Annotated in this window: 14 protein-coding genes, 1 tRNA gene and 1 pseudogene; 8 read left to right on the forward strand and 8 right to left on the reverse strand. The window is 51.6% G+C overall.

What is annotated here, in order from left to right:
- Positions 1-7: 7 nt before the first annotated feature.
- The 4 genes from ACRBCU_RS03175 to ACRBCU_RS03190 form a co-directional block, all read right to left on the reverse strand.
- Positions 8-841 carry a carbohydrate ABC transporter permease gene (locus tag ACRBCU_RS03175; RefSeq protein ID WP_431363913.1) on the reverse strand — a complete coding sequence of 278 codons (834 nt, stop codon included), beginning with the start codon at positions 839-841 and terminating at the stop codon, positions 8-10.
- A 6-nt stretch (positions 842-847) separates the two neighbouring features.
- A complete protein-coding gene (locus tag ACRBCU_RS03180) occupies positions 848-1,786 on the reverse strand; it encodes a carbohydrate ABC transporter permease (RefSeq protein ID WP_431363914.1) in 939 nt (312 codons plus the stop codon).
- Positions 1,787-1,965: 179 nt separating this feature from the next.
- Positions 1,966-3,246, reverse strand: coding sequence for an ABC transporter substrate-binding protein (locus tag ACRBCU_RS03185; protein ID WP_431363915.1), 1,281 nt, complete (start codon positions 3,244-3,246; stop codon positions 1,966-1,968).
- Positions 3,247-3,370: 124 nt separating this feature from the next.
- Entirely contained in the window at positions 3,371-4,396 is a 1,026-nt protein-coding gene (locus ACRBCU_RS03190) for a LacI family DNA-binding transcriptional regulator (protein WP_431363916.1), read from the reverse strand.
- 1,190 nt (positions 4,397-5,586) lie between these two features.
- On the opposite strand from ACRBCU_RS03190, the gene ACRBCU_RS03195 reads away from it, so the two are divergent.
- On the forward strand, positions 5,587-7,797 hold the full coding sequence (locus ACRBCU_RS03195; protein WP_431363917.1) for a hypothetical protein: 2,211 nt from the start codon (positions 5,587-5,589) through the stop codon (positions 7,795-7,797).
- Between the two features lie 264 nt (positions 7,798-8,061).
- Here the strand turns inward: ACRBCU_RS03195 and ACRBCU_RS03200 are convergent.
- The 3 genes and pseudogenes from ACRBCU_RS03200 to ACRBCU_RS03210 form a co-directional block, all read right to left on the reverse strand.
- Positions 8,062-8,361, reverse strand: a pseudogene (locus tag ACRBCU_RS03200) (thermonuclease family protein); the annotation flags it as partial.
- Positions 8,362-8,373: 12 nt separating this feature from the next.
- Positions 8,374-8,667 carry a thermonuclease family protein gene (locus ACRBCU_RS03205; protein WP_431363918.1) on the reverse strand — a complete coding sequence of 98 codons (294 nt, stop codon included), beginning with the start codon at positions 8,665-8,667 and terminating at the stop codon, positions 8,374-8,376.
- Between the two features lie 225 nt (positions 8,668-8,892).
- Positions 8,893-8,968, reverse strand: a tRNA-Lys gene (locus ACRBCU_RS03210).
- Positions 8,969-9,074: 106 nt separating this feature from the next.
- Between ACRBCU_RS03210 and dapF the strand changes: the two genes are divergently transcribed.
- From dapF to ACRBCU_RS03230, 4 genes are all read left to right on the forward strand, one after another.
- On the forward strand, positions 9,075-9,896 hold the full coding sequence (gene dapF / locus ACRBCU_RS03215; RefSeq protein ID WP_431363919.1) for a diaminopimelate epimerase: 822 nt from the start codon (positions 9,075-9,077) through the stop codon (positions 9,894-9,896).
- Positions 9,893-11,146: a tRNA (N(6)-L-threonylcarbamoyladenosine(37)-C(2))-methylthiotransferase MtaB gene (gene mtaB / locus ACRBCU_RS03220; RefSeq protein WP_431363920.1), complete on the forward strand. Its 1,254-nt coding sequence runs from the start codon at positions 9,893-9,895 to the stop codon at positions 11,144-11,146. The genes dapF and mtaB overlap by 4 nt, the downstream gene beginning before the upstream one ends.
- Before the next feature lie 83 nt (positions 11,147-11,229).
- A complete protein-coding gene (locus tag ACRBCU_RS03225; RefSeq protein ID WP_431363921.1) occupies positions 11,230-11,859 on the forward strand; it encodes an FMN-binding negative transcriptional regulator in 630 nt (209 codons plus the stop codon).
- A gap of 22 nt (positions 11,860-11,881) precedes the next feature.
- Entirely contained in the window at positions 11,882-12,493 is a 612-nt protein-coding gene (locus ACRBCU_RS03230; protein WP_431363922.1) for a glutathione S-transferase, read from the forward strand.
- Positions 12,494-12,536: 43 nt separating this feature from the next.
- Here ACRBCU_RS03230 and ACRBCU_RS03235 read toward each other — a convergent pair whose 3' ends face one another.
- A complete protein-coding gene (locus tag ACRBCU_RS03235; protein ID WP_431363923.1) occupies positions 12,537-13,196 on the reverse strand; it encodes an outer membrane protein in 660 nt (219 codons plus the stop codon).
- A 247-nt stretch (positions 13,197-13,443) separates the two neighbouring features.
- On the opposite strand from ACRBCU_RS03235, the gene petA reads away from it, so the two are divergent.
- The 3 genes from petA to ACRBCU_RS03250 are packed head-to-tail and all read left to right on the forward strand — an operon-like array spanning position 13,444 to position 16,179.
- Positions 13,444-14,022: a ubiquinol-cytochrome c reductase iron-sulfur subunit gene (gene petA / locus ACRBCU_RS03240; protein ID WP_431363924.1), complete on the forward strand. Its 579-nt coding sequence runs from the start codon at positions 13,444-13,446 to the stop codon at positions 14,020-14,022.
- A gap of 14 nt (positions 14,023-14,036) precedes the next feature.
- Entirely contained in the window at positions 14,037-15,362 is a 1,326-nt protein-coding gene (locus tag ACRBCU_RS03245; protein WP_431363925.1) for a cytochrome b, read from the forward strand.
- 16 nt (positions 15,363-15,378) lie between these two features.
- Positions 15,379-16,179, forward strand: coding sequence for a cytochrome c1 (locus ACRBCU_RS03250; RefSeq protein WP_431363926.1), 801 nt, complete (start codon positions 15,379-15,381; stop codon positions 16,177-16,179).
- Positions 16,180-16,187 lie beyond the last annotated feature (8 nt).

Below are 16,187 nucleotides of genomic sequence, written 5' to 3' on the forward strand. Positions count from 1 at the left end.
CTCTAGGTTATTTGACGGCGCCGAAGGTTAGACCTTGGACCAGTTGTTTTTGACAGAACCATCCCAGCACCACGATTGGGCCAACGGCAGCAGCCGAGACAGCGGAGAGGCGACCGAAGAAGAGACCTTCTGGGGCACGGTTACCTTCGATGAGTTTGGACAGTGTGGCCGCATCAGTCGTGGTCAATCGGACCGTCCAGTAAGCTTCGTTCCAGCAGAAAATGAAGCAAAGCAGCGCAGTAGACGCAATTCCACCCCAAGCCAGCGGCACAAGGATTTCCTTGACCTCGCCCCAAGTGCTGACCCCATCCATTTGACCCGCTTCGATGATGTCTTTGGGGATCTCCTTGAAGTAGGTAAAGAGCATCCAGATCACGATCGGCAGGTTGATCAGGCTAAGAACGATGATCACCAAGAAATGCGTGTCAAACAGGCCCATGCTCTTGGTGAGGAAGGTCATCGGGTACAAAACACCCGCTGCTGGCAACATCTTGGTTGAGAGCATCCACATCAGCACGTCCTTAGTGGCACGGCTTGGATTGAAAGCCATGGCATAGGCAGCAGGAATACCGACGACCAGCGTGAAGATTGTGGCGAAGACCGACGTGATGACCGAATTGGTGGCAAAGCGCCAGTAGTCATAGTTCTCGGTCATGTTCGCATAGTTTTCCAGCGTTGGCGTGAAGAAGAACAGGAACTCGGGTTTCACCGCATCTGCGTCCGTCTTGAAGGAGGTCAGAACCATCCAGAAAATCGGGAAGAAGAAGAGTAGCGCGACGATCCAGGCCAATACTGGGCGACCATATGTGCCGAAGCGAGATTGTTGTGCAACGATAGCCATCTCAAATTACTCCATTAGTGTCTTGCCGATCATCCGCAATAGGAAGATGGCGACGATGTTGGCAAGAATGACTGCGAAGATACCTGTGGCACTCGCAGCACCGATGTTGTTGTTGGCGAACTCACCGATCAGATACGGAAGGTTCTTGTTGCCGTTACCTCGGCTTACGATTTCGATCTCTGCATAAAGCGAGAGGTGGAAAATCGCCTGGATCATCACAACAATCGCGATAGGCCGTCCAAGGTGCGGCAGTGTCAAAAAGCGGAACTGCGACCAAGTGCTGGCACCATCAAGAATGGCGGCCTCTTTCTGCTGCTGGTCTTCCGATTGCAGCGACGTCATGAAGATCAAAACTGCGAAGGGGGTCCACTGCCACGTAACCATGATGATCACCGCATATGCAGAGGTTTGCGTGGCACGGAACGAGATCGGTTCTAACTGAGGCCAGAGGGAAAAGAACCACCCTACGAGCGGCGCATCCTGCAAAGCCGAAACCAAATCATTGATGCCCGCAACCGCAAGACCCTGCAAACCAAGCACCGGATCGAGGATCATGTTGATCCAAAGAACTGCGTTCACCGCTGGCATTACAAAGAAGGGTGAAATCAATAGAACCCGCACGATGCCTTGCCCCGGGAAGGCCTTGTTGATCAACACCGCGATCAAAATGCCCAAGGCAACCGTAAGAAATAGGATGGAACACACGATAAAGAGCGAATTTTGAACCGCGAACCAAAAGTCCTTGTTGTTCAAAACGAATTCGTAGTTTCCAAAGCCGCGCCAGTTTTCAATGCTAGGGGAGGTCCATTCCGGGTGCCGCAAATTGTTCAGCACATAGCGGATGAATGAGAAGAATAAGGTCATTCCAAGCGGAATAAGCATCCACACAAGCAACATCAAAACCGCCGGTGTTTGGAGCAGACGTGGGAGTGTTCTGTTAGACATAGCTCTACCGTCCCCGCAAAACGCCAGAAACGCTCTGCATAGTTAAAGGTTGAAGTTTATTCGGGTGATGGATTGTCACCAATTCGGTTCTATCAAACCAAACAGAATGGGAAACAACAGTCATCGAAAAGAAATTTGGGTGGCGTGGAAGGCCCAGTTAGGGCCTTCCTAAAAGAGACTTAGTAGCCTGCTTCTGTCATGATCGCTTCAGCAGCGGCCTGTGATGCTTCCAAAGCTTCGTCAACCGACTTCGCACCTGAGAGTGCAGCTGCGATTTCCTGAGCTACCGCAGAACCAACTTCTGGGAATTCAGGGATCGCTGCGAACTGAACACCGACGTATGGCTTCAGGTCTGTTGCTTCAGGAGCGGCAGATTCGATCGCTGCCATCTCAGCTGCTGCGAAACCTGCAACCGCTTGGAACTCTGGCAGAGCGTATGTGGAAGCACGCTGGCCTGTTGGAACTTTCGCCCAACCAAAGTCTGCGTGGTTGCCAACAGCTTGGACGTATTCTTTGGATGTCGCCCATTCGATGAATGCTTTTGCTTGATCAGCATTCTCTGTGCCTGCTGGTACAGCCATTGCCCATGCCCAGAGCCAGTTCGCACCGACTGGGTTGCCCGCATTTGGTGACTGAGCGTATGCAACACCGTCAACTTCCAAGAAGGATGCAGCGATAGTCGCGTCGATCCACATGCCGCACTTGCCTTCGTTGTAAAGCGCGAGGATCTCGTTGAAGGAGTTACCTTCAGAGCCGGGAGGGCCGTAGTTGCCCAGCAGATCTACATAGAAGTTGATCGCCGCTTTCCACTCGTCAGAGTTGATGGTTGGTTTGAAGTCTGCGTCGAACCATGCGCCACCGAAGGAGTTAACCACCGTAGTGACGAACGCCATGTTGTCGCCCCAGCCTGGCTTGCCGCGAAGGCATGCGCCATAAACGCCTGCATCTGGGTTGTGCATTGCAGCTGCTGCTGCTTTTACGTTGTCCCAGCTGTCGTTGTCGGCGATTGTAACGCCTGCTGCATCCGTCAGGTCCTTGCGGTACATGACCATGGAGCTTTCACCGTAGAACGGTGCCGCGTACATTGTGCCCTCGTGGGACAAACCTGCGCGGATTGCTGGCAGAATGTCGTCCGCGTCATAGTCTGCGCCGAACTCAAGTGGCTCGATCCAGCCTGCTGCACCCCAGATTGGAGCTTCCTGCATGCCGATGTTGATAACGTCGTACTGACCGCCACCAGTGGCTGTGTCGGACGTAACCTGCTCGCGCAGAACGCCTTCTTCCAGAGAAACCCAGTTCAGCTTAACGCCGGTTTCTGCTGTGTAGGCTTCAGCAACTTTCTGCATGTTGATCATATGGCCGTTGTTCACGATCGCGATCGTGAGTTCATCCGCAGATGCCATTCCAGCAACGAGGCCTAGGCTGACCGCACCGGTCAGCAGTGTTTTCTTAATAGACATTAGTGTCCTCCCATTTACACCTGCAAAACGTATGCGGCGGTAGGTAATCAAGTCAACAGATTTCTTTGCGCGCGTAAAGTTTATGATCGAATGTTAGCGTTAACAATCACTTGCCAATACCGATTCACGCCGAGGCGCGGAGTACGAGCTTGCCGTCAAATAGCTTTTCTTCCCGCGATTCGTTTTTTGGACCAGAGGTAACTATCTCAAAAAGCCTCTCAACGCTGCCATCCACAATTGCAGAATAGTCCTGACCTACAGTCGTAAGCGGCGGGCAAGTGAACTGCGCCCAGGGATGATCGTCATGCCCGGCAATTCGCATAGCGCACATTGGCCCCGCGCCCACGCGAAGGCCCATTTGATAGGCGGCGGCAAGGAACCCAATCGCAATCCGATCATTGCTGCAAAGCACGGTATTTGTTGGTAGCTTACCTTCGGTGATCAGGCGCTTGCCCTCGGAAAGGCCAATATGCTCGAACTCCCACGATTGCCCGCCAACACGAATGATCTCAGGCGTATGCCCGAGTTGCTCCATCGCTGATATATAGGCCTTGCGGCGCTTGATTGCGTTTGGATTGACTGGGGGCATCTCAAAAAAGCAAGGTGGCTCGCCCGTTCGACACAGGTAATCCACTATTAACATTATACTTTGTTGGTTATTCGATCCAACAAATGCTTCGCCGATCTGTTGGTTGCTGTCGAACGTAACTGTCGGCACTTCATCTGTAAATCTTTGGAGCGCTTCGAGATCAGACACCCGACCAAGTGGCGCAACCAAGGCACCAGCGGGCTTGAACGAAAGCAGTGTTTCAAGCGCTTTTATTTCCATTTCACGTTGTCCATGTGAGCTGAACAAAATCGGCCAGTAACCCGCATTGATACAGCGCCGCTCAATCTGGCGCGCCATTTCCGCAAAAAACGGATCAGCAAGATACGGTACGATAATTCCGATGTTCTTGGTCTTCCGCCGGTTCTGATTTACCGCAAAAAGGTTCGGCGTATAGTTATACTTTTCCAACGCAGCCTCGATCCGCTCGCGGGTTGAGGCACGCACACTTTCGGGGTCGTTGAAGAACTTCGAAACGGTAGGTCGCGAGATGCCGCTCGCAGCTGCAAAGCCCTCCATTGTCTGAATTTTACGTTCGCTCATCTTTCTTACCTATCGCTGACAACCTCACTCGACCTTATGCCAATAGCCGCACTTTACCAACCCATATTTAGCGCGTGTAAATTTTAAAATTGACAGTCGTTAAGTATTTGAGCCCAAAATTACGAAATCTGCAATATTTGCCGGCCGGCATCGACAAAACCCTTTTCTTGTTACCGTTAGCAAAGCCAAAAGGCCCTGTGCCTAGCGCAAACGGCGATGAATTGCTTGTTTGCCTGCCAAAATCGCGTGCTTTTGGGGGCAAACGTGATTGTTCAAAAACGAACTAGGTGGCGTTTGGTCGACTGTTCGAAGTTCAAATCTCAGTGCCAAATTCAGGTGGCAATCCAACTGGCAAGGAATTCTGACCCGAAGGCGATCAAGTAAGAGGGTGGAGTATCTATTTGTCGCCCGCATCGCACATGTGCGCAACAGTCCCGTTTTTACGTGTCTTGTTGCGCATCGCTGATAGTGCGGCGCTGACCTGACGGGTTTCCATTCAGACAACGTCGAAACCATTGTTGGTAGATCCACAGAACAGATGTTGGTTCATCGTGCCGGCTCCAAAGCCGATCCGAACTACTGGATGAACGAAGCCGTTTAAGCAACTCTTGATCTCTAGACATCACATGCCAACCCGCACTCCAGAATAATCGCGCCTTGGTATCTACAAGACACAGCACATGACCGCAGCGACACGTCCAGTTCGGCAAAATACTCCATCATCTTTCTCCTTTGCTCACAGACTTCCTGTGATCTTCACAGGAGCCCGGCCTCAAATCAGGGTCAGCCCAATAACGCATACTTTAGGCTGTAGGATCGATCATCCGATAATCGAGCGTCCTAAAGTCTGATTGCGTCTACCTGCAGGCTTTGGAGAAAGGCTCAGAGGCCAAGATCGGTATCATCAACTGGTTGGCTTACTAGTGCTCTGAGCGACCCCACTCAACACACGGGATCTTGCCTCCAGACGAGGTATCTTAAAACGAATGAAACCCAAGAGATTAGAAGCTTGAAATTGAAGACATGATCCAACTTAGTTAGGATGCAAACAGGTCGAAAAAGTGCGGTCATTTTTTCTATAGGGAAATCAACTTGATGGAGTGCCTTAAAAATACTAAAGTTTTTTTGACATTTGTTATGGAATTTCAACATTTACCATCGTGTAGTTTAAAATTTAGAGCGAATTAACAATGCGGTCGAGATTAGAGACTCAAGTAAATACCTATGTACTTGGAAGCCAAGTTGACCCCCAAATTACGACTCTTAGCGACGGGGGGTGGGTCATTGTCTGGGAGTCTTATGGGCAGGACGGGGATGCCGTAGGTATATTTGCGCAGGCTTATAATCCAGATGGATCGGCTCGAGGTGTCGAGACGCAAGTTAATACTTATACAAATAGTATTCAGGCGGACCCTCAAGTTACCGGTTTAAGTGATGGAGGTTGGGTTATTACGTGGGAGTCTTATCTTCAAGACGGAAGCGGATATGGCGTTTACACACAAGCCTTTAATGCGGACGGCACGGCGCAAGGCGTGGAAACACAAGTTAACACATCCACGTTAGGCTTTCAGAGGGATGCCGAAATAGTCTCGTTAGCAAATGGCGGGTGGGTCGTCACTTGGGGCACTACAACAAATGCAGGTCACAAATACTGGATTTTTTCACAGGCCTATAACGCTGATGGCACAACTTTGGCGGGTGAAGTTCAAGTTAACACGAGCGCTGACGAATCTCGATACTCTCAGAAGATTGCGGCCTTAAGCGACGGTGGTTGGGTCATAACCTGGACTTCGCGCGATCAAGATGGAGATTCTTGGGGGGTATATTCGCAAGCCTATAATGCCGATGGCACCGCCCAAGGCGTAGAAACGCTGGTGAACACAACAACGGCGGGCGAACAAGATTTATCAGAAATAGTTGCCTTGGTTGACGGAGGCTGGGTCATTATTTGGCGTGCTCGCGATCAAGGCGGTGAAAGTCGAGGTGTTTCTGCGCAAGCTTATAACTCAGACGGAACAGAGCGCGGCGGTGAAATCCAAGTGAACACTTATACCGACGCCTCTCAACAGTTGGCGAAAATCACCGCTCTCGTCGACGGAGGATGGGTCGTCACGTGGAATTCGTTTAAGCAAGATGGCAGCGATAACGGTATTTTTGCCCAAGCCTTTAACGCTGATGGCACGAAACGCGGTTCTGAAAGACAGGTCAACACGTATACGCTGGATGATCAATTCGAACCCGAAATCACCGCACTTACCACGGGTGGTTGGGTGATTACTTGGGTGTCGGAAGACCAAGATGGATCCGATGATGGGATCTACATGCAGTTGTTCAACTCATTTGGGATGCCATTGGGTGATGAAGTGCGCGTCAATGAATACACCAAACGCAGCCAACAAGATCAGAAAATAGCAGCGATCGATAATGGGGGCTGGGTGATTACTTGGCACTCTACTCAAGACGATCCTGGCAGTGAAGGAATCTATTCTCGGACCTTTCAACCCATTCATGCAGAAGACGTAGGTGTAACGCTATCGGGTGATCTAAAAACGGGTGAATTGCTTACGGTTGAGGTTGAAGGCGTCAGTTCTGATAATACGATCAATCTCACTTACATTTGGACGCTTGATGGCGAAATTATCGACACGACCACGAATCCAACGTTCCTGTTGTTGCCAGAGCATGTTGGCAAAGTTGTCGGAGTGTCTGTTTCCATTTTTGACACACTTTTCGAAGAAACTGTTGTGCAACACGCGCCAGAAACAGATCCAATAACCCTTACTATCATTGACGGCTCTAGCGGTGATGATCTGATCGACAGCAATTTCATTGATTTAGATGGCGAGAGCGTAACGTCTGGTGCAGATTTCGTTTCGTCAGGGTTGGGGAATGATACGGCTTTTGGCGGGAAGGGCCGAGACACTCTTATAGGAAGCGCCGGAGAGGACAGCCTTGTTGGCGGCAAAGGTGCAGATATTCTGAAAGGCGGAAAAGGCAAGGACATCTTATTTGGCGGCAAGTCCAACGACGCGCTTTACGGCAAAACCGACCGCGATGACTTGACAGGTGGCACTGGAGACGACTCTCTCTATGGTGGCAGTGGCCGGGATTGGCTAAAGGGAAGCAAAGGCGACGATTGGCTAAAAGGCGGTAGCGGCTCTGATGATTTCATCTTCAATAGTGGAGACGGCAACGACACGATTGAGGATTATGACGCGACTAATAGTAAGGAAGACATCGACTTAGCAGCAGTCCTGCAAATAACAGATTTTGCTGACCTGAACACTAATCACATGCGGCAGATAGGCAATGATGTGGTAATTGATGATGGTGACAATCTGACGATCACGCTATTGAACGTGAAATTTGAGGATCTCAACAACGCCGATTTCATCTTTTAGTCTATAAGACGAGATCCTGCCAACTATAGAGATGATGTGCCAACCAACATCGTTTCCATTTTTTGCGACATTTTTCTCTATTTCACTCAATTTTTACAATTCCCCAAATTAGGAGTGCATCCTGTTACGGCCTGCTCCTTGAAAAGTCCGCAATGCCAAACTCAAACACTACTGAACTCGCGCACCTGCTGCGAATGGCAGCTGTGGTGAGGCCGCAATGCGGCGCTTGATGTGAGGGCAGATGAAGGTCAAGTTTGGGCCGAATTAACCGCCCTTAGGACCTGCTTTGCGCCTTGCCTCAAACTGCTCCCAAACGTGCATGCGTCCCTGCTGACGCGCTGTAGCCAACCATAGCTTCTTACGTGCGTCAGGCGTCTCCAACGCTCGATAAATTCCCCCAGAGAACTTGGGCCAATCAATCGCCAAGCCGATCTTTACCATTTCAGCAGAAAGGTTACGACCATCTGGCAAATAGCATTTGGCGACAGTACGATCATAAGCATCTTTTTCGGTTAACACCGCTCGAACCTTTTGCCCTTTGCAGAGCTTGACCATCGCCCATTTTGCCTTCTTGCCTTACGGGTGTTCAAGTTCCGGTGCATCGATTCCAAACAAGCGAATCTGCGTCTTTTTGATAACGATGGTATCACCGTCGACCACAAAGGCCGCGCCAACCACTTCTGTATTCTTTGAAACCGGCGCGGCGCTCTTGTGCTCAAATGGCTTAGGAGACGAAATATATCGATTTCTGACAGGCGGTTTTTGCTGCTGAAGGTTTGCGCGTCGAGACGGATCTTTTGGACTACGGTTACTTATGAAAATCAAAACCGCGACGAATAGAAGTATCAAGAGAACTACAAGGGTTTCCAAAAATCAGCACCTTCATCAAATGCTGGTTAATGTAGAACCGTTTGCGTGAAACGCAAACTTAGGATGTCACCGTGGTTCCAGCGCGGTTTACGATAGAATCAACTGTATCCCTTACGTGACCCTGAAAATGTCTTGCACGTTGCTTCCGTATAGCTTCCGGCGCTGACAAGTCGCCAAATCGATATTTACGAAAAAAATGTAAATAGTTGATATCAAAAAAGAAAGTGGTGAGCCGTGATGGGTTCGAACCATCGACCTACTGATTAAAAGTCAGTTGCTCTACCAACTGAGCTAACGGCCCACTGAGCGCGTATCTAGAAAGAGTGGGCGATCTGGTCAACCCCGAAAATCATGTAATTGTGCACAATGTCTGGATTCATTTCGCGTGCGTCTCTATATGGCCCGTTATGGTGGAAAAAGCTGTAAATACATTGCCGTTCATGAAGATGCATGGATTGGGCAACGACTTCGTTGTTTTTGACGAACGCGCGCATGGTCCGTTGGTGACGCATGCTTTGGTGATTGCTATGGCAGATCGCCATTGTGGAGTCGGGTACGATCAGCTGGTCGCGATTCGCAACCATGCGACAGAAGACATGGAACTGATTTTCTGGAATGCCGATGGCAGCATCGCTGGCGCGTGCGGTAATGCCACTCGCTGCATCGCTGGGTGGGAATTGGCGCGCACCGGCAATGTGACTTTGAGCATCCGCACGGAACGCGGTGTTTTGCAGGCAACGGATGCAGGCGGCGGCAAAATTGAAGTGAACATGGGTCAGCCCTTTTTGCATTGGAGAGAGGTTCCGCTGGCGCAGGATGTCGACACGCTTCACCTACCGATAGAAGGCGATCCTGTCGCGACTGGGATGGGCAACCCCCACTGCACCTTTTTTGTGAACGATGTTGCGAGCGTTGATTTGGAAACATTCGGCCCTTTGATCGAGCATCATCCTCTTTTCCCTGAACGTACGAATGTGCAGGTTGCGCAGGTGTTGGCGCCTGACCGCATTAGAATGCGCGTTTGGGAACGCGGCGTTGGCATTACGCTAGCATCGGGATCATCGTCATGTGCGGTCGCAGTTGCCGCTTCGCGTCGTGGGTTGATTGGCACTGTCGCGACCCTAGAATTGGACGGTGGCGAAATTCAGATCAAAATACTGGAAAACGGTGTCCACATGACTGGTGCATGGGCGCATATGTTTGACGGGCAATGGCGGGGCGCAAGATGAGTGCGCCAAAGTTTACCACACTTGGCTGTCGGCTGAACGCTTATGAGACTGAAGCGATGAAGGAACTGTCGGGCGCGGCAGGTCTTGAAAACGCGGTTATTGTGAACACATGCGCTGTGACAGCAGAGGCAGTGCGCAAAGCGCGCCAAGAGATTCGCAAGCTCCGCCGTGAAAACCCAGATGCGCGCCTTATTGTGACAGGCTGCGCCGCTCAGACAGAGCCACAGACATTTTCTGCGATGGCGGAGGTCGATGCGGTCATTGGCAATACCGAGAAAATGCAGGCCTATACGTGGCAGGGGCTTGCGGCAGATTTCATCGGCGAAACCGAAGCCGTCCAAGTGGACGACATTATGTCAGTCACCGAAACCGCTGGACATTTGATCGACGGATTCGGAACACGTAGCCGCGCTTACGTTCAGGTTCAGAATGGATGTGATCATCGTTGCACGTTTTGCATCATTCCATTTGGTCGCGGAAATTCGCGCTCGGTCCCTGCCGGTGTGGTGGTTGAGCAAATCAAACGTTTGGTTGGCAAAGGCTATAACGAGGTTGTGCTGACAGGCGTCGATCTTACGTCATGGGGTGCTGATCTGCCTGCCGAACCAAAGCTTGGTGACTTGGTGATGCGAATCCTCAAATTGGTTCCGGATTTGCCACGACTGAGGATTAGCTCGATCGATTCGATCGAAGTCGATGAGAACTTGATGCAAGCCATCGCGACTGAGCCACGTTTGATGCCTCATTTGCATCTGAGCCTGCAAGCGGGTGATGACATGATCCTTAAGCGCATGAAACGACGTCACTTGCGCGATGACGCAATCGCGTTTTGCGAGGAAGCCAAACGCTTGCGCCCAGATATGACGTATGGAGCGGACATCATCGCAGGCTTTCCGACGGAAACAGAAACGATGTTCGAGAATTCGCTCAAGCTAGTGAGTGACTGTGATCTAACGTGGTTGCATGTCTTCCCTTATTCACCTCGCAATGGCACGCCCGCGGCGCGTATGCCTGCGGTGAACGGAAAGGTGATTAAGGAGCGCGCGGCACGGCTTCGCAGCGCAGGTGAGGCGCAAGTCAGTGCGCATCTTGCAGCGCAAATCGGGAAGACCCATCATATTCTGATGGAAAACGCGCGCATGGGCCGCACAGAGCAGTTTACTGAGGTGACATTCGGGAGCGATCAAGTCGAGGGACAGATCGTGACTGCGCCGATCAACGGTGCAAAAGGTACACAGCTGACCGCCTGAGGGGTACAATTCTTTTTGCAAAAAGAATTGCAAAAGTCTTCCGTAAGACTTTTGGTGCCTCCTAGAAACCACTGGCGAGACAAATGCACCCGAACCCCACTTTCAGAAATGCTGATACCAAAGCAAGCCTCGCGTTCACAAGCGAACGTAGCTTCGGGACCCTTGCAATGAACGCGGATCCCGTCCCTTTGCTTGCGCATGTGCCTTTCCTTTTGAACGAAGAGGCCAATCAGGCCGATTTGCACTTGGTGCGCTCAAACCCGATCGCGCGTGCGCTGCGAGATGGGCCGAGCAACGTCAAACTCGCGGTCACTGGGGCGGACAGTTATATTTCGCCTGATTGGTATGGGATTGATGATCAGGTCCCTACTTGGAACTATATTGCGGTACATTTTACAGGCAGGTTGGAATTGCAGCCCGCCAACACCCTGCGCGATCTCCTAGATCGCCAATCCGCGATGTTTGAGCGACGCCTCATGCCCAAACCGCCTTGGACCACTGCGAAGATGACGCCAGACGTTCTGGAGAAAATGATGCGCGCCATTGTGCCTGTGCGTTTGCATATCGAAGACATGCAAAGCACGTGGAAGCTCGGTCAAAACAAAACAGAAGACGCCCGCCTTGCTGCTGCTCAAGAAGTCGCAGATCATGGCATTGGGTCAGAAATACAAACACTTGCCGCTTGGATGCAAAAACCACCCACAAACTCTTAAAGCACCTTAGGAAGGGTTCCCCATGAAGCTCGCATTCTCCCCCGCTTCGCCTTATGCACGCAAAGTCAAAGTTTTGCTGATTGAAACGGATCAACTTGATGACATTGAAATGGTAGATGGCTCGGGCACACCCCTCGCGCCAAACACTGATACCGTTCAAAAGAACCCAATTGGTAAGCTGCCTGCGCTTGAGCGCGATGAAGGGCCAGCGATCTACGATAGCCGCGTGATTTGTGCGTTTCTAGACGCGCGCGCGGGTGATAGGCTCTATCCCACCAGCGGCAATCGTCGATGGGAGACCCTGACGTTAGAGGCGACTGGCGATGGTATCATGGATGCGGCTTTGCTCATCACCTATGAGGGGCGCTTGCGATCTAACGATATGCAGATGAGCGAATGGACCGACGCACAATGGGACAAGATCAAACGAACTTGCTCTGTGCTGAATTCCCGCTGGATGAGCCATTTGGCTGGACCGCTCGACATGGGGCAGATTTCAGTCGCTTGCGCGCTGGGGTATCTTGATTTCCGCCATGATGCGCGCAACTGGCGAAAAGGAAATGATGCGCTGGCTGCGTGGTTTGAAACCTTTAGCCAACGCCCATCGATGCAGGCGAGCATGCCGCCCGCCTAGACCAAGTTTGGGGTTTGCGAGCAATTTTCGGTAGGGTTGAGCTTTAGAAGCTAAAGCTAACGCCAACGTTGATCGCATTGGTGATGATATTTGTGTTCAAACTGCCACCCGCAGGCAATTTGGCTTTGTTTGATGAATACGTAAATTGGTATTCTCCAAACACTGCCCAACTATCCGAGAGGTCGTACTTTGCGCCAGCGGTCAGGCGCGCGGCAGGTCCGGTAACTTGATAGCCAAAGGACTTGAATCCGTTGGCGGACGTTACATCAACGTGGGGAAGCGCAATACCAACACCTGCACCGACATAAGGTGTGAATGGGCCAAAACGGTTATTCCATCGTTTCATCACGTTGAACGTCAGGATGTTATGGCCGTCAGAAAACTCCATACGGTTGAAGCCAATTGGCGTACGTTCAGCCGCAGGCGCATAGACTTTCGCATGGGTCAGTTCGATTCCATAACCAAGATCAGGACGGCGCCACCAAGTTGCGCGCGCGCCGTAATAGGGTGGGGAAGATAGGCTCTTTCCTTCCCATCCGATCAACGCGTTGTATTTTGCGCCTGTGCCTGGGAATGCACCAGATACACGGCTGTGCGGTGAACTTTGTGAACCGCCGTAAATGCTTAGCTCCATCTCTGCCGCTGCGGGCTGGGACGCGATTGCGAGGGCAAATGCTGCCAAAAGGGATGAGATTTTACGCATAAGAGCTCCAAGTTCTACACTAAACAGTTACCGCCAAGGCGAAGCGTTCTCAAGCGCGATATATGCAGACAAGCGTTGCATCACAACCGCGACACATCGGCGCTAATTACATTCCTTCGCTTTGCTTGCTGGACGGGGGCGTTTGGTGACGCTAATACCGCATCGAACCGGCTGTAGGGATTCCTGCGGCCTGACGCGTATTTGCCGCTTAAAGCACGTTTTGCGGCCCAGATATGGAGAATACCTCGTGTCCCACGCAGACGACCACGAAGGCACCCGTAGGGATTTCCTCTACTACGCGACAGCAGGTGCTGGCGCAGTAACAGCAGGTGCTGCCGTTTGGCCCCTAGTTAATCAAATGAACCCATCCGCAGACGTGAAAGCGCTGTCTTCGATCCGGGTTGATGTTGGTGACATTGAGCCAGGTACGCAGTTGACAGTTAAATGGCTCGGCAAGCCGGTCTTTATCCGCCGCCGTACAGCCGAAGAAATCGCAGAAGCAAACGATGTTGATCTGGCAACGCTGATTGACAACGATGCGCGTAACGCAAACTTGCCGAATGGTGGTGACGGTGCCGACGCTAACCGCTTCCTCGTTCCGCCAGAGAGCGAACTTGAGGGCGAATGGCTGGTCATGATGGGCGTTTGTACGCACCTTGGCTGTGTTCCGCTTGGCGATGGTGCTGGCGAATACCACGGTTGGTTCTGCCCATGCCACGGTTCGCACTACGACACGTCCGGACGTATCCGCAAAGGCCCTGCGCCTGAGAACCTCCCTGTTCCACCAGCGGCTTTCGAAGACGCTTCAACAATCAAACTCGGTTAAGGGAGAGATAACAGATGTCTGGAATTCCTCACGACCATTACGAGCCAAAGACCAAAGGCGAAAAGTGGGTTGAGTCCCGCCTTCCCGTGATTGGCTTGCTCTATAACACAATCATGATCCCCACACCCAAGAACCTGAACTGGATGTGGATCTGGGGCATCATTCTGACGTTCTGCCTCGCGTTGCAGATCGTGACTGGCATCGTTCTTGTGATGCACTACACTCCTCATGTTGACATGGCGTTCGCCTCTATCGAGCACATCATGCGCAACGTGAATGGCGGTCATATGATCCGCTACTTGCACATGAATGGCGCGTCGCTGTTCTTTATCGCGGTCTACGCTCACATTTTCCGTGGCCTATACTACGGTTCGTACAAAGCACCGCGCGAGATCACATGGATCATCGGCATGCTCATCTATCTTTTGATGATGGCAACTGGTTTCCTTGGTTACGTTCTTCCATGGGGTCAAATGTCCTTCTGGGGCGCGACAGTGATTACAGGCCTCTTCGGCGCTATTCCTTTCATTGGTGAAGGTCTTCAGCAGTGGCTCCTTGGCGGACCAGCGGTTGATAACGCGACGCTGAACCGTTTCTTCTCGCTGCACTATCTGCTGCCATTCGTCATCGCGGCGTTGGTTGTGGTGCACATCTGGGCGTTCCACACGACAGGCAACAACAACCCAACGGGTGTTGAAGTGCGTCGCACGTCCAAAGAGGATGTAAAGAAAGACACGCTGCCATTCTGGCCTTATTTCGTGATGAAAGACCTGTTTGCTCTTGCAGTGATTATGGTCGTCTTCTTTGCGGTAGTTGGTTTTATGCCAAACTATCTGGGCCACCCAGATAACTACATTGAAGCAAACGCGCTTGTGACACCTGCTCACATCGTTCCTGAATGGTACTACCTACCGTTCTACGCGATCCTGCGTGCCTTCACATCCGAAGTATGGGTCGTTCAGATCGCGAGCTTTGTAACTGGCGGCATCATTGACGCGAAGTTCTTCGGTGTTCTGGCGATGTTCGGTGCGATCCTTGTGATGGCTCTGGCACCTTGGCTCGATACATCTTCGGTTCGTTCCGGTCGTTACCGTCCGATGTTCAAGTGGTGGTTTGCAATTCTGGTTGTCGACTTCATCTTCTTGATGTGGCTCGGTGCAATGCCAGCAGAAGAACCCTATGCAACCTTCTCGTTGATCGGTTCTGCGTATTGGTTCGCATACTTCTTGGTTATCCTTCCGCTTCTGGGCGTGATCGAGAAACCTCTGCCAATTCCAGCAACTATCGAAGAAGACTTCGCCGCGCACTATGGCAAGTCCGACACGACTGCGGCTGAATAAGAAAGGACTGAGGACAATGTTTAAGAAACTCAGCATCGCGGCAATCACCGCACTGACCCTCACTTCCGGCGCATTCGCGGCGGGAGGCGGCGACGAACAGCACATCGAAAACATCGACTTTTCGTTCGATGGTCCGTTCGGCAAGTACGACCAAAACCAATTGCAGCGCGGTCTTCAGGTTTACACCGAAGTTTGCGCAGCCTGCCACGGTTTGCAGTACGTTCCCTTCCGCACACTTGCGGATGAGGGCGGCCCGCACCTGTCAGAAGATCAAATGCGTGCTTATGCAGAGCAAAACTTTGAGGTCTACGACGAAGATCTCGAAGATACGCGCCCTGCAAAGCCTGTTGATCATTTCCCTGCTAACACCGACGCTGGCGCCCCCGATCTGTCTATGATGGCAAAGGCGCGTGCTGGCTTCCACGGTCCTTACGGCACAGGCATCAATCAGCTTCTGAAGGGCATGGGCGGTCCTGACTATATCGCGTCCTTGCTGCTTGGCTACACAGGTGAAGAGAAAGAGGAAGCAGGCGTTACGCTTTATGCAAACACTGCGTTCCCAGGTGGCTGGATTTCCATGGCACCCCCTCTCGCGGGTGAAGATGTGGAATATGCAGATCATCACTCAAACGACTTGCATCACATTTCCGAGGACGTTTCCGCGTTCTTGATGTGGACAGCCGAGCCTAAGATGATGGCGCGCAAGCAAGCTGGTTTTGTCTCTGTTCTATTCCTGACAGTTCTTTCTGTTCTGCTCTATCTCACGAACAAGAAAATCTGGGCACCGGTTAAGGGCAAGGGTCGTAAGGAAAACTAATTCCTTCG

This window comes from Planktotalea sp. (assembly GCF_050633725.1).
Taxonomy (GTDB): Bacteria; Pseudomonadota; Alphaproteobacteria; order Rhodobacterales; family Rhodobacteraceae; genus Planktotalea.

What these genes read in the sequence shown, in the direction of transcription:
- ACRBCU_RS03245 (WP_431363925.1), top strand. Translation starts at nt 14,037, where the DNA reads ATGTCTGGAATTCCTCACGACCATTACGAGCCAAAGACCAAAGGCGAA.
- ACRBCU_RS03180 (WP_431363914.1), bottom strand. Translation starts at nt 1,786, where the DNA reads ATGTCTAACAGAACACTCCCACGTCTGCTCCAAACACCGGCGGTTTTG.
- ACRBCU_RS03250 (WP_431363926.1), top strand. Translation starts at nt 15,379, where the DNA reads ATGTTTAAGAAACTCAGCATCGCGGCAATCACCGCACTGACCCTCACT.
- ACRBCU_RS03235 (WP_431363923.1), bottom strand. Translation starts at nt 13,196, where the DNA reads ATGCGTAAAATCTCATCCCTTTTGGCAGCATTTGCCCTCGCAATCGCG.
- ACRBCU_RS03195 (WP_431363917.1), top strand. Translation starts at nt 5,587, where the DNA reads ATGCGGTCGAGATTAGAGACTCAAGTAAATACCTATGTACTTGGAAGC.
- ACRBCU_RS03225 (WP_431363921.1), top strand. Translation starts at nt 11,230, where the DNA reads ATGCACCCGAACCCCACTTTCAGAAATGCTGATACCAAAGCAAGCCTC.
- ACRBCU_RS03190 (WP_431363916.1), bottom strand. Translation starts at nt 4,396, where the DNA reads ATGAGCGAACGTAAAATTCAGACAATGGAGGGCTTTGCAGCTGCGAGC.
- dapF (WP_431363919.1), top strand. Translation starts at nt 9,075, where the DNA reads ATGGTGGAAAAAGCTGTAAATACATTGCCGTTCATGAAGATGCATGGA.
- mtaB (WP_431363920.1), top strand. Translation starts at nt 9,893, where the DNA reads ATGAGTGCGCCAAAGTTTACCACACTTGGCTGTCGGCTGAACGCTTAT.
- ACRBCU_RS03185 (WP_431363915.1), bottom strand. Translation starts at nt 3,246, where the DNA reads ATGTCTATTAAGAAAACACTGCTGACCGGTGCGGTCAGCCTAGGCCTC.
- ACRBCU_RS03175 (WP_431363913.1), bottom strand. Translation starts at nt 841, where the DNA reads ATGGCTATCGTTGCACAACAATCTCGCTTCGGCACATATGGTCGCCCA.
- ACRBCU_RS03230 (WP_431363922.1), top strand. Translation starts at nt 11,882, where the DNA reads ATGAAGCTCGCATTCTCCCCCGCTTCGCCTTATGCACGCAAAGTCAAA.